13 protein-coding genes are annotated in these 13293 nt (G+C 62.9%); 6 read left to right on the top strand and 7 right to left on the bottom strand.

Annotation, left to right across the window (positions count from 1 at the left end):
• The first annotated feature begins 29 nt into the window (after positions 1–29).
• The 5 genes from mltB to lipB all read left to right on the top strand — a co-directional run bounded on the left by mltB (position 30) and on the right by lipB (position 4229).
• Complete coding sequence (gene mltB / locus J7302_RS04550; protein ID WP_215372445.1) at positions 30–1019, top strand: lytic murein transglycosylase B; 990 nt, start codon at positions 30–32, stop codon at positions 1017–1019.
• A gap of 3 nt (positions 1020–1022) precedes the next feature.
• Positions 1023–2024 (top strand): septal ring lytic transglycosylase RlpA family protein, encoded by a 1002-nt coding sequence (locus tag J7302_RS04545; RefSeq protein WP_215371102.1) that lies wholly within the window; start codon positions 1023–1025, stop codon positions 2022–2024.
• 60 nt (positions 2025–2084) lie between these two features.
• Positions 2085–3248 carry a D-alanyl-D-alanine carboxypeptidase family protein gene (locus tag J7302_RS04540; protein ID WP_215371099.1) on the top strand — a complete coding sequence of 388 codons (1164 nt, stop codon included), beginning with the start codon at positions 2085–2087 and terminating at the stop codon, positions 3246–3248.
• 73 nt (positions 3249–3321) lie between these two features.
• Positions 3322–3603 carry a DUF493 domain-containing protein gene (locus tag J7302_RS04535; protein WP_215371096.1) on the top strand — a complete coding sequence of 94 codons (282 nt, stop codon included), beginning with the start codon at positions 3322–3324 and terminating at the stop codon, positions 3601–3603.
• Complete coding sequence (gene lipB / locus J7302_RS04530) at positions 3603–4229, top strand: lipoyl(octanoyl) transferase LipB (RefSeq protein WP_215371093.1); 627 nt, start codon at positions 3603–3605, stop codon at positions 4227–4229. Before J7302_RS04535 ends, lipB begins: the two co-directional genes overlap by 1 nt.
• A gap of 70 nt (positions 4230–4299) precedes the next feature.
• Here the strand turns inward: lipB and lipA are convergent, their stop codons facing one another.
• Together lipA and J7302_RS04520 are read right to left on the bottom strand one after the other, a co-directional pair.
• Entirely contained in the window at positions 4300–5352 is a 1053-nt protein-coding gene (gene lipA / locus J7302_RS04525) for a lipoyl synthase (protein WP_215371090.1), read from the bottom strand.
• 16 nt (positions 5353–5368) lie between these two features.
• Entirely contained in the window at positions 5369–5647 is a 279-nt protein-coding gene (locus tag J7302_RS04520) for a peptidoglycan-binding domain-containing protein (RefSeq protein ID WP_251701878.1), read from the bottom strand.
• Between the two features lie 474 nt (positions 5648–6121).
• Here J7302_RS04520 and J7302_RS04515 point away from each other — a divergent pair, with 474 nt between their 5' ends.
• Positions 6122–7096: a fimbrial protein gene (locus J7302_RS04515; protein ID WP_215371086.1), complete on the top strand. Its 975-nt coding sequence runs from the start codon at positions 6122–6124 to the stop codon at positions 7094–7096.
• A gap of 65 nt (positions 7097–7161) precedes the next feature.
• Here the strand turns inward: J7302_RS04515 and J7302_RS04510 are convergent, their stop codons facing one another.
• The 5 genes from J7302_RS04510 to leuS form a co-directional block, all read right to left on the bottom strand.
• Positions 7162–8454, bottom strand: a complete 1293-nt coding sequence (locus J7302_RS04510) for a lytic murein transglycosylase (protein ID WP_215371083.1) — start codon at positions 8452–8454, stop codon at positions 7162–7164.
• Between the two features lie 55 nt (positions 8455–8509).
• The gene (gene arfA / locus J7302_RS04505; protein ID WP_215371080.1) at positions 8510–8665 is read right to left on the bottom strand and encodes an alternative ribosome rescue factor ArfA; all 156 of its coding nucleotides are present in this window, start codon (positions 8663–8665) and stop codon (positions 8510–8512) included.
• Positions 8666–8738: 73 nt separating this feature from the next.
• Entirely contained in the window at positions 8739–9776 is a 1038-nt protein-coding gene (holA, locus tag J7302_RS04500; protein ID WP_215371075.1) for a DNA polymerase III subunit delta, read from the bottom strand.
• Between the two features lie 42 nt (positions 9777–9818).
• Positions 9819–10427: an LPS-assembly lipoprotein LptE gene (locus J7302_RS04495; protein ID WP_215371072.1), complete on the bottom strand. Its 609-nt coding sequence runs from the start codon at positions 10425–10427 to the stop codon at positions 9819–9821.
• A gap of 62 nt (positions 10428–10489) precedes the next feature.
• Positions 10490–13111, bottom strand: coding sequence for a leucine--tRNA ligase (gene leuS, locus J7302_RS04490; RefSeq protein WP_215371069.1), 2622 nt, complete (start codon positions 13109–13111; stop codon positions 10490–10492).
• Between the last annotated feature and the right edge of the window lie 182 nt (positions 13112–13293).

Raw genomic sequence — 13293 nt, 5'->3', positions numbered from 1 at the left:
TGAATGATTTGAACGCACTGCAAAAGTGGATGCAGCGAGTTGTTTCCGGGGCCACTTTGGCCAGTCTACTAGGCGCTGCTGCGCCAGCGCTGTCGGGGGATTACGAGGGAGCCCCGCAAGTGGCCGAGTTCGTCGCTGAGATGACGCGCGACTACGGCTTCGCTGGTGAGCAACTGATGGACCTGTTCCGTGAAGTAGAGCGCAAGCAGTCGATCCTCGACGCCATCTCGCGCCCCGCTGAACGGGTCAAGCCCTGGAAGGAATACCGGCCGATCTTCATCACCGAGGCGCGCATCCAGAAAGGCGTGGCCTTCTGGAGCCAGCATGCCGAGGCGCTGGCTCGAGCCGAGAGGGAGTACGGCGTGCCGGCCCAGGTGATCGTCGCCATCATTGGCGTCGAAACCTTTTATGGCGGCAATACCGGCAGCTTCCGGGTGATCGATGCTCTATCCACGCTGGGTTTCGATTACCCGCCGCGCGCAGATTTCTTCCGCAAGCAGCTCAAGGAGTTCCTCCTGCTGGCCCGCGAAGAGCAGGTCGATCCATTGCTGCTCAAGGGGTCTTATGCCGGAGCCATGGGCCTGCCGCAGTTCATGCCGAGCAGTTTTCGCGCCTACGCAGTGGATTTCGATGGCGATGGCCACATCGACATCTGGAAGAACCCGGTGGATGCCATCGGCAGCGTCGCCAGCTATTTCAAGCAGCACGGCTGGGTGGCCGGTGGACCGGTCGTCAGCCGCGCCCAGGTTCGGGGCGAACGAGTCGACGAGGGGTTGACCCAAGGGCTGGACCCGGTGAAGGACGTCGGCGATCTTAGGGCGCTGGGCTGGGCAAGTGGCGATGCCGTGCGCGATGATGTGCCGGTTACGGCCTTCAAGCTGGAAGGCGACGAGGGGGCGGAGTATTGGATGGGATTGCCGAACTTCTACGTCATCACCCGCTACAATCGCAGCGTGATGTACGCCATGGCCGTGCATCAACTTTCTGAATTGCTGGTCAACGCAAGGGGCGGGCGTTAACCGATGCCACAACCAATAAAAGTTGCCGTCTACGGCGCGCTGGTGATGCTGCTGGCCAGTTGTTCCAGCAGCCGTGCGCCGCAACCTGTGCAACCCGGCGGACCGATTTCCGGTCCCGGCGACTATTCACGACCGCACAGGGACGGAGCGCCCTGGTGGGATGTCGACGTCTCGCGCATTCCCGATGCTGTGCCCATGCCGCACTATGGCGCGGTCAAGGCCAACCCCTATACCGTGCTCGGTAAGACCTACTACCCGATGAACGACGCGCGCCGCTACCAGGCAGTCGGTACCGCGTCTTGGTACGGCACCAAGTTCCATGGCCAGGCAACCGCCAACGGCGAGTCGTACGACCTCTATGGGATGACGGCGGCACACAAGACCCTGCCGCTGCCGAGTTATGTCCGCGTCACCAACCTGGACAATGGCCGCAACGTGATCCTGCGGGTCAACGATCGCGGTCCGTTCTACTCCGATCGCATCATCGACCTTTCCTTCGCTGCGGCGAAGAAACTCGGCTATGCCGAAACCGGCACGGCACGGGTCAAGGTCGAAGGCATCGATCCCCACCAGTGGTGGGCTCAGCAGGGGCGTCCGGTCCCCATGGTGCTGGCACAGCCCAAGACCGTTGCCAAGGCGCAGCCGCAACCGGCGGTGCAACCGCTGGCCACCGCGGCAATCGAGCAGTACACGCCGCCCCCGCAGCAGCATGCCGCCGCCGTGCTGCCGGTGCAGATCGATGCAAAAAAAAACGATTCACTCGCAGCGTCTGGCCTGTTTCTCCAAGTGGGCGCCTTCGCCAATCCGGACGCTGCGGAACTCCTCAAGGCCAAGCTGAGCGAGACGGTGAGTGCCCCGGTGTTCATCAGCTCGGTCGTGCGGAACCAGCAGATCCTGCATCGGGTTCGCCTGGGGCCGATCGGCACTCAGGGTGAGGCCAAGCAACTTCAGGACAGCGTGCGTCTGGCCAATCTTGGCCAGCCAACCCTGGTGAAGCCGGACTGACGGCTTCCCAAACCTTGCCCGCAAGGGCCTGTTAGACCATTAGCAACTTCAGAGAGACGGATGAACATCATCAGCTTCGCTAAACGCCTTCTACTGCCAGCCGCCCTGCTCATTGCCGTGCCGGTGTCCCAGGCAGCCCAGCAGATTATCCCTTCGCCGCCACAACTGGCCGCCAAGTCCTATGTGCTGATGGATGCGCAGAGTGGCCAGGTGCTGGTGGAGAACAACGGTGACCAGCGTCTGCCGCCGGCCAGCCTGACCAAGCTGATGACTGCGTACATCGCCACCGTCGAGATCCGCAAGGGCCAGGTCGGTGAGAACGATCCGGTCACCATCAGCGAACACGCTTGGCGCACCGGTGGCTCGCGCATGTTCGTTCAAGTCAACACTCAGGTCTCCATGAGCGACCTGCTGCACGGCATCATCATCCAGTCGGGCAACGATGCCAGCGTCGCGGTGGCTGAGCACATCGCCGGCAGCGAAGATGCCTTCGCCGACATGATGAACACCACGGCTGAAAAGCTCGGAATGACCAACAGCCACTTCATGAACGCCACGGGCCTGCCAGACCCGGAGCACTACTCCAGTGCCCACGACATGGCTCGCCTCGGTCGGGCGATCATCTATGAGGATCCGGCTCACTACGCCATCTACTCGCAGAAGGAATTCTTCTGGAACAACATCAAGCAGCCGAACCGCAACCTGCTGCTGTGGCGTGACAAGACTGTCGATGGCCTGAAAACCGGCCATACCGATGAGGCTGGCTATTGCCTGGTGGCCTCTGCTGTGCGCGACAACATGCGTCTGATCGCCGTGGTGTTCGGCACCAACAGCGAGCAAGCCCGCGCCGCGGAAACCCAGAAGCTGCTGACCTATGGTTTCCGCTTCTTCGAAACCCAGACCTTCTACCAGAAAGGCGCTGAACTGGCCAAAGCCCAGGTATGGAAGGGAGCGAACCGCGAAGTGAAGGCCGGTTTGGCCCAGGACCTGACCCTGACACTGCCCAAAGGTCAAGCCAAGAAGCTGCAAGCCAGCATGGCCCTCACCCCGCAGCTCATCGCGCCCATCAAGCAAGGCGACGTGATCGGCAAGGTCGAGGTCAAGATGGATGACCAGGTTGTGCACAGCGCGGACCTGATCGCATTGGAAACCGTTGAGGAGGGTGGCTTCTTCCGGCGTCTGTGGGATAGCATTCGCCTGTTCTTCTTCGGCCTGTTCAATTGACCTACTGAGCCGACGCCCTGCGCCTTATCCTGCGCGGGGCGTCCGCATCGCGGATCACGAGTCCGCCGCCGCCATGACCGATAGCTCCGACGTACAAGCCCCGAAAATCGAATTTCCCTGCGAACGTTACCCGATCAAGGTGATCGGCGATGCCGGCGACGGCTTTGCCGACCTGGTAATCGAGGTGATCCAGCGCCATGCCCCGGATTTCGACTCCACCACCCTGGTGGTGCGCGACAGCCGCAATGGCCGGTTCCTCTCCGTCCAGGTGTTGATCACCGCCACCGGTGTCGAGCAATTGCAGTCCATTCATAGTGACCTGCGCGCCACCGGACGTGTGCACATGGTGCTCTAGTGGCGCCAGCCGAGCTCATCGTGCGTCATCTAGGGGTGGTGGACTACCTGCCGACCCTAGAGGCGATGCGCCGCCTGACCGTCGAGCGCAACCAACAGACGCCTGACGAAATCTGGCTGCTGCAGCACCCTCGTGTGTTCACCCAGGGCCAAGCCGGCAAGGCCGAGCATCTGCTGGCGCCGGGAGACATCCCGGTGATCCAGGTCGAGCGTGGCGGCCAGGTTACCTACCATGGCCCCGGCCAGCTGGTGGCCTATCTGATGCTGGACCTGCGCCGCCTGGGGCTGGGCGTGCGCGAGCTGGTGACGGCCATGGAGCAGAGCCTGGTTGATGTGCTGGCTGCCTATGGCGTCAAGGCTGCGCCCAAGGCGGATGCTCCCGGCGTCTATGTCGAAGGCGACAAGATCGCCTCGCTAGGGCTGCGGGTCAGCCGGGGCTGCTCCTTCCACGGGCTGGCGCTCAACGTGGATATGGACATGTCACCCTTCTGGCGGATCAACCCTTGCGGCTACGCTGGGCTGAAGATGGTGCAGCTCAAAGACTTCCTCGAGACACCGCCGCGGCTCGATGAGGTGGCGCAGCTTCTGGAGCAGGCCCTGCGCCGGCGGCTGGGCTACGAGCAGTAGGTCAGGCGTAGAGCTCCCGAGGAAGCGGCGGCGGGATTGCCCCTCTCCCTTCGGGAGAGGGGGTACCTGCTCAACCCAGGTTGAGTGCCGGAATGATGCTTGGATCGAGGGGCTGGCCCGGTACCGGCACGGGTGCCGCTAGGCCCAGGTTGTTTTTCTCGAACACCCTGTCGGCCCTGTAGCTGGAGCGTACCAGCGGGCCGGCGGCGACTTCCATGAAACCTTTCTGCAGGCCGATATCGCGGAAGCGGTTGAATTCCTCCGGGCTGACCCAGCGCTTGACTGGCAGGTGGTTGCGGGTGGGCTGCAAGTACTGGCCGAGCGTGAGGATGTCCACGCCGATGGCGCGCAGATCGTCCATGGTTTCGATGACTTCCTCGTCGGATTCGCCTAGCCCCAGCATCAGGCTGGTCTTGGTCAGCACGTCCGGGCGGTGGCGCTTGGCATGCTCCAGTACGCGCAGGGTCTTCTCGTAGCCGGCGCGCGGGTCGCGCACCACATGGGTCAGGCGCTTGACCGTCTCCACGTTCTGAGCGAACACCTGCAGTCCGGAGTCCACTACCCGTTCAATGGCCTCGTGGTCGCCGTTGAAGTCCGGAGTCAGGGCTTCCACAACCACCTGCGGCGTACGCTCCTTGATGGCGCGCACACAGGCGGCGTAGTGGCCAGCGCCGCCATCGTCCAGGTCGTCGCGATCCACCGATGTCAGCACGATATAGCGCAACGCCATCAGCTCGACCGACTTGGCAGTGTTCTGCGGTTCTTCTTGGTCCAGCCAGCCGTTGGGGTTGCCAGTGTCCACGGCGCAGAAGCGGCAGGCTCGGGTGCATACCGAGCCCATCAACATGATGGTGGCGGTGCCGTTGGACCAACACTCCCCCATGTTCGGGCAGTGCGATTCCTGGCACACGGTGCTCAGGCGATGTTCGCCGACATTGCGCTTGACCGCGTCGAAACGGCTGCCTCCCGGTGCCTTCACCCGCAGCCACTTGGGCTTGGGCTCAAATACCTGGGGTTCGGCAGAGGCGCGGCGCTTCTGGCCATCCTTGATCGCGGTGATGCCCTGAGCAGTACGGAACTTTTCGCCGCTGGCGACGGGTTTGGACGAGTCTGTATCGGACATCGGAAATCTGGCTCCGCTAGAGGCTTCGTTGGCTGCCGTAGGGGCAAGGGAGGGCGGCGCAGTGTATCACAAAAGGTGTCTGCTCGAGCTGGCAGCGGTCTGCGAGCGGGAGCGGCAGGCGCTTGCAAAGAGGTCGGGCGACGTTCTCGGCCCCGGCACGTCCTTGGTCTTCCCCGAGCTGCGGACCATTCGTGGTCCGCAGGCGTTGGCGCTGCTGGTAACTGCGGATCGCCTGGTGGGGGTTGGCACCGATGATGCCGTCCGGGGCGTCCGGGTTGTAACCAGTCGCGGTCAAGGATTCCTGCAGCTCAACCCGTTCGCTGCGGCCCTGGGGCGGTCGCCCCGAGACCGGCTACCCATGACCTTGTCTCCAGCCAGTTGGTGCGCCCGTCCTGGCGGGTCGATCAGCAGCCTCACGGCCAGAAGTTCAACTGATCGCGTTACACCACCACACAATGGCTGGCCTCACTGGCGGCCATTGCGTTTCTGACAGGGTCTAGCACAGTGCAACGCCGCTGCCATGACACCTGCTCCTGAACCCAAAAATCCGCTTATTGGTATCTGCGCAACCCCTGCTTGTGTGTGAGTGCCTTGTTGCGCCGGCGAGGGTAACTTCATGCAGATTGTTGGGAGGGCTGCTGTCTCCGGGAAAATTCCTACGCACCTGGTGGCTCTTTTTACCTTGTTCGGGTTGTGCGTTCCGCCGAGCATTGTGAGCCACAAACTCCACTTTCTGACCAGCCGGGGCGCCCGGGAGAGAGCGTACATATTGCACAGGATTCTCTGGCCATTGCTGTTGCTGCTGGGAGCGCCAGCTGCATGGGCAGGCTGCAAGTTCGAGGACGGCTATGCGAAGTCGCAGTCCAGCATCTCCATCGACAATACCCTGATGGTGCCTCGTGATGCCCCCTTGGGAAGCGAGTTGTTCGACAGCGGTTGGAAGATCGCTTCTGGCCCGCATATCAAATGCAGTGGCGGCGGCAACGTTTCTGGACGTCACTCAGGCAACTTCGGCGCAGTGGTCCAGGGCGTGCCTGGTAATCGCGAGGGTTCGGTGCTCGCCACCAATGTGCCCGGGGTCGGCATCCAGGCGCTCTGGTGCAATGAGGGCGTTTGCACCACCAATCACATGGACCTTGATCCGCCAACCAGCATCAACTGGACGGTCAACGCCTTCAGCTATCACTTGAAGTCCAGCAGCTGGTGGGTACGCCTGGTAAAGACCGGCCCTGTGGACCCGGGCACCCACACCTTCAATGGGACGGTGACCATACGCTACATCGACCTGGATGTTGCTGAGCTCAATGTACACGGGACCATCGATTCCGGCACTCTGGCCTGCCAGTTGGAAACACCGAACCTGGTGGTGCAACTACCCAGCGTTACGGTAGGGGAGTTGCATTCCGGCAGGGAACTGCCGGGCAAGCAGTTCGAGGCTGCCTTGAAGTGCGATCCCGGTATCCGCCTCAGCTACCAGATCGATGCGCTTCATCCAAGCGCGGTTGCTGATGTAATGGCAAACGACTCGGGGCCCGGCATGGCAACCGATGTCGGTGTCAGGTTATATCGCGATGGCCCGGGGGGCATGGAGGTCGTGCCGCTGTCCAAACGAGTCCTGCACACTGTCTCGACACAGGACGGGGCTTTGCACATCCCCCTGATCGCTCGCTACTACAAGCTGGGCGAGCACGTTTCCTCCGGCAACCTTTCCACTACAGCGAACCTTGTCCTCAGCTATGAGTGACGCGCGGCCGGGTGACCGGCCGCAAACCTATCCATCCACGCCTACGGTGATGCGCGCTCGCTGACTCAGTGGCCGCTGCGCAACTGATCCAGCAGCTTCTGGGTCGGGAACCCGTCCGCAGGCCAGCCGAGGCGCTGCTGGTAACCGCGGATCGCCCTGCGACTATTGGCACCGATAATGCCGTCCGCTGCGCCCGGATCGAAGCCTGCGGAAGTAAGCGACTCCTGCAGCTCCACGCGCTCACTGCGGCTGAGCGGGCGTTCATCTCGCGGCCAGCTGCCTTTCAGCTCGCCGCGACCGTCGAAACGTTCGCCGAGCAGGCTGACTGCCAGTGCGTAGGACGTTGAGTTGTTGTACTTGAGGATGGCGCGGAAGTTGTTCAGCGTCAGGAACGCCGGGCCGCGGTGGCCGGCGGGCAGCAGCAGGGTGGCGGGCTCGTCGCCGAGGCCAGGTGCGAGTGGTCCAGTCTGCACGCCCAAGGCCTGCCATTGTGCTAGCGGTTTGCGGGTGTCCGCATCGGCCAGGGCATAGTCGAAGCCCAGCGGCAATTGCACCTGCATCCCCCAAGGCTGGTCTTTCTGCCAGCCTGAAGCTTGCAGGTAGTGGGCTGCGGAGGCGAGAGCATCGGCCGACGAGTTCCAGATATCGCGTCGGCCGTCGCCGTCGAAGTCGACGGCGTGACTGTTGTAGGTGGTGGGGATGAACTGGGTCTGGCCCATGGCGCCGGCCCAGGAGCCAAGCATGCCCATGGGCTGGATGTCGCCATGCTGGAGGATTTGCAGCGCAGCCAGCAGCTGGCTGTGGGCGAATGCTGGTCGGCGACCTTCGTAGGCCAGGGTCGCCAGCGAGCGGATCACGGATTTGTCGCCCATGAACTGGCCAAAGCTGCTCTCCATGCCCCAGATGGCGACCAGCACTTCGCGATCGACGCCGAAGCGTTGCTCGATGCCATCGAGGGTGGTGCTGTGTTCTGCGAGCAGTGACTGACCCTTGCGCACCCGATATGGCGACATGGCGCCTTCCAGGTACTCCCAGACGGGACGGGTGAATTCTGGCTGGCTCCGGTCGGCGGCGATTACCGCAGGATCAGGGATTACGCCAGCGAACGCGCGATCGAAGGTCGTCGGGGTGACTCCGGCGGCAAGTGCTTCACTTCTGAAACGGGAGCGCCACTCTTCGAAACTGGCGGCAGTGGCTGCTGGAGCCTTGATCGGTTGTTGCGTGGGTGCCGGTTGGCTGGCCGGGGTGGCGGCGGATGGCGCAGGCGTCGGGGCGTCGGCGCAAGAGGACAGCAGCGTAAGGGCGGAGGCCGCGGCCAGGCTGCGGAGAATCGGGCCGGGGGCTGGGGCGTCGAACATGCGGAGGTCTCAAAGCAGGCACAGTGAGCCGCGACCTTAGCACGTCCGGCCAGTTTTAGGCGGCCAGAAGCGACGAAGCCTCCCAGCTGTGGGAGGCTTCGCGGCGGTAGCTGCCTTTGCCTTTGAGTGGCTTTTCCTGGCGGCAGCGGAAGAGTGGCTGGGCTACCAGGGATTTCGCCCGGTTGGAGGCGGCTTTGCGTTTCTTGGCCATGGTTGATTCCTCGAACGACGCCCGCGTTGGTGCAGGCGTGCGCATCTTCATTGATTGATCAAAAAATGTCCAGCTATTCAGGGGGCAGCGGCAATTTTTGCCCGGCCAGCAGCAGGGCTAGGCGCGCCAAGCCGTTCCAAGGGTCACCCTGTGCCTGGCCCTTGATCTGGGCGTCGATCCGCTGGGCATCCTGCAGCAACTGGTTCCAGCGGGACGCTGGGTGTCGTTGTAGCGCGCGAGTCACCAAGGGCCGTCGCTTGTCCCAGACCGGTGGACGCGCGGAGGCGAAGGCCTTTTCCAGCGGCACGCCTTGGCTGAACTGCTGGGCAAGGCCGGCCAGCAGCCGAAGCTCGCGGGCCAGGGCCCAGAGGATGACAGGCGGCTCGACGCCTTCGCCACGCAGCCCTTCAAGGGTGCGCAAGGTATGGGCCGCTTCGCCATTCATGGCGGCGTCGATCAGCCCGAATACGTCGAAGCGAGCGCTGTCGGCAACCGCCGCCTGTACAGTGGCGGCATCCACCTGGCCACCCTCGGCCAGCAGCTTGAGCTTTTCGATCTCCTGGGCTGCGGCCAGCAGGTTGCCCTCGACGCGCGCGGCGATCAGGTCCACCGCTTCCTGGTTGGCGGCCAGGCCTGCCTGCGACAGGCGCTGGCGGATCCACTGGGGCAGTTGCTGCGTTTCAATCGGCCAGACCTGGATGAACTGAGCGTCCGCGCTGTCGATCAACGCTTTGGCCCATTTGGTCTTCTGCGTGCTGCCATCGAGCTTGGGCAGACTGAGCAGCAACACCGTGTCTTCGGGCGGTCGCGACAGGTATTCCAGCAAGGCCGTCGCGCCTTTGTCACCAGGTTTGCCGGAGGGTAGGCGGACTTCCAGCAGCCGCTTCTCGGCGAACAGCGAGAGGCTGGCTCCCGCTTCCAGGAGCAGGCCCCAGTCGAAATTGGTTTCGGCGTTGAACACCTGCCGTTCGCTGAAGTCCCGCGCGCGGACGCAGGCCCGGATCGCGTCGCAGGCCTCCTGGCAGAGCAGCGGTTCATCGCCGCTGACCACGTAGACCGGTGCCAGCGGGCCTTGCAGATGTTTAGCCAGTTGTGCGGCGTTGAGTTTCATAGGCTGGAAACAATAGGGGCCGCTGGTGCGGCCCCTTGGGACTCATTGAATGGGTAGTTGCAGCGGCGATTGCTGCGGTTGCTGTACCTGTCGGGACTGGCGCGCAGCTTCCATCGCTTCGGCTTCCGCCTTGGCCTTGGCTTCTGCTGTCTGTTGCAACTGGTCCAGCTGCGCGGGGGAGACCAACTGCAGGCGCATGACCAGCTGCTGGACCACTTCGCGGCGCATTTCCTGACGAAGCTGGGCGGCTTCCTGGTCGGAACCGACCAGGTTGTTACCATCGTGCACGTAGTACTTCTGCACGGTCAGTCGGTCGTTCATCAACAGTAGGTTGTTGGCGCCACGGATTTCGTAGTCGAGCGTCTGGGTCAGCTCATACTCTGCGCTGCGCACGCTTTGGGTATAGGAGGCGGTGCGTTGGCCTTGGTCCTCGCGAGCCAATACCAAGGTGTATGGCGCGCCGGCATGGACCTTGACGTTGCTGTTTTCCAGCTGCTCGCGGACCTGCTTGACGGTTTCGCCATACTGGTTGCGCGCGGTCACATCCAGCTCTTGCAGAGCGAACGTGGCATCGCCGGTGCCGCGCAAATGAAAGCCGCAGGCGCTCAGCAGCATGGCAAGGCCCAGGACCAACAGATTCCGTTTCATCATCGTTTGCTTTCCCCTTGGCGAGCATTCCGGCGCCACCCCATCCAGGAGGACGCCGGCTTCGATCAGTTGGCGACTATGTTGACCAGTTTGCCGGGCACCACGATCACCTTGCGAATGGTCAGTCCCTCGGTGAAGCGCAGTACGTTCTCGTTCTCGCGTGCTGTGGCCTCGACGGCTTCGCGGTTGGCATCGGCCGGGACTTCGATATGACCACGCAGCTTGCCGTTGACCTGAACCACCAGTTGCAGGCTGTCCTGTACCAGGGCGGCTTCGTCGACGGCAGGCCAGGTGGCATCGATGACCGCGTCGGCATGGCCCAGTTCACGCCACAGTTCATGGCTGATGTGCGGGGTGATCGGGGCGAGCAGCAGGGCGACGGTTTCCAGTCCTTCCTGCAGCAGGGCGCGGTCTTCGGCGCTGGCCTGCGGTGCTTTTTCCAACACGTTCATCAGGGTCATCACTGCGGCGATGGCGGTGTTGAACTTGTGATGCTGGCCAATATCCTGGCTGGCCTGCTTGATGGCCAGGTGGATCGCGCGGTGGACGGCCTTCTGGCCGTCGTCCAGGGCGCTGCGGTCCAGCTCACCTGGCAGACCGGCACTGACGTGGGCCTGGGCCAATCGCCAGACCCGGCGCAGGAAGCGGCTCGCACCTTCGACGCCGGAGTCGGACCATTCCAGGCTCATGTCCGGCGGCGAGGCGAACATCATGAACAGGCGGCAGGTGTCGGCACCGTAGGCATCGATCATGGCTTGCGGGTCGACGCCGTTGTTCTTCGACTTGGACATCTTCTCGGTGCCGCCGATTTCCACCGGCAGGCCGTCGGTCTTCAAGCGTGCGCCAATCACTTTGGCCTTGGCATCGCGCTCAACTTCGACATCGGCTGGGTTGAACCAATCCTTGCCGCCGTTGGAGGCGGTGCGGTAGTAAGTCTCGGCGACTACCATTCCCTGGGTCAGCAGGTTCTTGAAGGGTTCGTCCGAGCTCACCAGTCCCTCGTCACGCATCAGCTTATGGAAGAAGCGCGCGTATAGCAGGTGCAGGATGGCGTGTTCGATGCCGCCGATGTACTGGTCGACCGGCAGCCAGTGATTGGCCGCCGCCGGGTCGACCATGCCCTGGTCGTAGTTCGGCGAGGCATAGCGGGCGAAGTACCAGGACGACTCGACGAAGGTGTCCATGGTGTCGGTTTCACGCTTGGCCGCGGTACCGCATTTCGGGCATTGGCATTCGTAGAACTCGGGCATCTTCGCCAGCGGGCTGCCGGCACCGTCCGGGACTACGTCTTCCGGCAGGATGACCGGCAGTTGGTCTTCCGGTACCGGTACGTCGCCGCAGCTCGGGCAGTGGATGATCGGGATCGGGCAACCCCAATAGCGCTGGCGGCTGATGCCCCAGTCACGCAGTCGGAACTGGGTACGGGCCTGGCCGAGGCCTTTCTTCTGCAGGGCCACTTCGATGGCATCAAAGGCGCCCTGGAAGTCCAGGCCGTCGAATTCGCCGGAGTTGATCAGCTGGCCGTACTCGCCATAGGCGTCCTGCCAGGGGGCCGGGGTTTCGTCGCCTGCGGCGGTGCGGATCACGGGTTTGATCGGCAGGTCGTATTTGTGGGCGAAGGCGAAGTCGCGCTCGTCGTGGGCCGGTACGGCCATCACCGCGCCTTCGCCGTAGTTCATCAGTACGTAGTTGGCGACCCATACCGGCAGCTTTTCACCAGTCAGCGGGTGTTCGACGAACAAGGGAGTGGGCAGGCCCTTCTTCTCCTGGGTGGCGATGTCGGCTTCGGCTACGCCGCCGCGTTTGCATTCGTCGATGAAGGTCTGCAGCTCGGCGGCCTTGTCAGTCGGCAGTTGCTGCACGGCCAGGGCGGCCAGTGGATGCTCAGCTGCGACCGCGACATAGGTGGCGCCCAGCAGGGTGTCCGGACGGGTGGTGAAAACCTTCAGTGCGCCCGCCTGGCCGATGCTGCCCAGGTCATAGGGGAAGCTGACTTCCATGCCGCGGGATTTGCCGATCCAGTTGCGCTGCATGGTCTTGACCTGCTCGGGCCAGCCGTCCAGGTCGTCCAGGCTGCTCAAGAGCTCATCCGCATAAGCGGTGATCTTGAAGTAGTACATCGGGATCTCGCGCTTCTCTACCAGCGCGCCGGAGCGCCAGCCGCGACCGTCGATGACCTGCTCGTTGGCCAGTACGGTCTGGTCTGCCGGGTCCCAGTTGACGGTGCCGTTCTTACGGTAAATCACGCCTTTCTCGAACAGCTTGGTGAACAGCCATTGTTCCCAGCGGTAGTAGTCGGGCTTGCACGTGGTGACTTCGCGGGACCAGTCGATCGCCAGGCCCAGGCTTTTCAGCTGGGACTTCATGTAATCGATGTTCTCGTAGGTCCACTTGGCTGGCGCGACGTTGTTCTTCATCGCTGCGTTCTCAGCCGGCATGCCGAAAGCGTCCCAGCCCATTGGTTGCAGGACGTTCTTGCCCTGCATGCGCTGGTAGCGGGCGATTACGTCACCGATGGTGTAATTGCGCACGTGCCCCATGTGTAGCTTGCCGCTCGGGTAGGGGAACATCGACAGGCAGTAGAAAGTGTCCTTGCCGGGCTGTTCGCTTACTTCAAAGGATTTATGCGCATCCCAGTGGGCTTGCGCGGCGGCTTCGATTTCGCGGGGCTGATACTGTTCGTGCATGGCTCTGGCGCTAAGAGATGGAGTGTTCCTGGGAGTTGGGCCGACTGGGCGGTTGACGCAGCCTCCAGGCTTGCTCGGAAATGAAAATTCAAGCGTCGTAGCATACATGACCCCCGTCTGCCGAGGGAAACCCTGATTGCACGCCACGCTGGCCGGGCGAATGGCTGAGCCGTTTGTCGCAG

The organism is Metapseudomonas boanensis, assembly GCF_018704125.1.
Lineage (GTDB): Bacteria > Pseudomonadota > Gammaproteobacteria > Pseudomonadales > Pseudomonadaceae > Metapseudomonas > Metapseudomonas boanensis.
Note: the sequence above shows the minus strand (reverse complement) of the source record. Positions and strands in the feature narration are given on the sequence as shown.

What these genes read in the sequence shown, in the direction of transcription:
- leuS (WP_215371069.1), bottom strand. Translation starts at nt 13,111, where the DNA reads ATGCACGAACAGTATCAGCCCCGCGAAATCGAAGCCGCCGCGCAAGCC.
- arfA (WP_215371080.1), bottom strand. Translation starts at nt 8,665, where the DNA reads ATGGCCAAGAAACGCAAAGCCGCCTCCAACCGGGCGAAATCCCTGGTA.
- J7302_RS04545 (WP_215371102.1), top strand. Translation starts at nt 1,023, where the DNA reads ATGCCACAACCAATAAAAGTTGCCGTCTACGGCGCGCTGGTGATGCTG.
- J7302_RS04495 (WP_215371072.1), bottom strand. Translation starts at nt 10,427, where the DNA reads ATGATGAAACGGAATCTGTTGGTCCTGGGCCTTGCCATGCTGCTGAGC.
- J7302_RS04535 (WP_215371096.1), top strand. Translation starts at nt 3,322, where the DNA reads ATGACCGATAGCTCCGACGTACAAGCCCCGAAAATCGAATTTCCCTGC.
- J7302_RS04510 (WP_215371083.1), bottom strand. Translation starts at nt 8,454, where the DNA reads ATGTTCGACGCCCCAGCCCCCGGCCCGATTCTCCGCAGCCTGGCCGCG.
- J7302_RS04540 (WP_215371099.1), top strand. Translation starts at nt 2,085, where the DNA reads ATGAACATCATCAGCTTCGCTAAACGCCTTCTACTGCCAGCCGCCCTG.
- lipA (WP_215371090.1), bottom strand. Translation starts at nt 5,352, where the DNA reads ATGTCCGATACAGACTCGTCCAAACCCGTCGCCAGCGGCGAAAAGTTC.
- holA (WP_215371075.1), bottom strand. Translation starts at nt 9,776, where the DNA reads ATGAAACTCAACGCCGCACAACTGGCTAAACATCTGCAAGGCCCGCTG.
- mltB (WP_215372445.1), top strand. Translation starts at nt 30, where the DNA reads ATGCAGCGAGTTGTTTCCGGGGCCACTTTGGCCAGTCTACTAGGCGCT.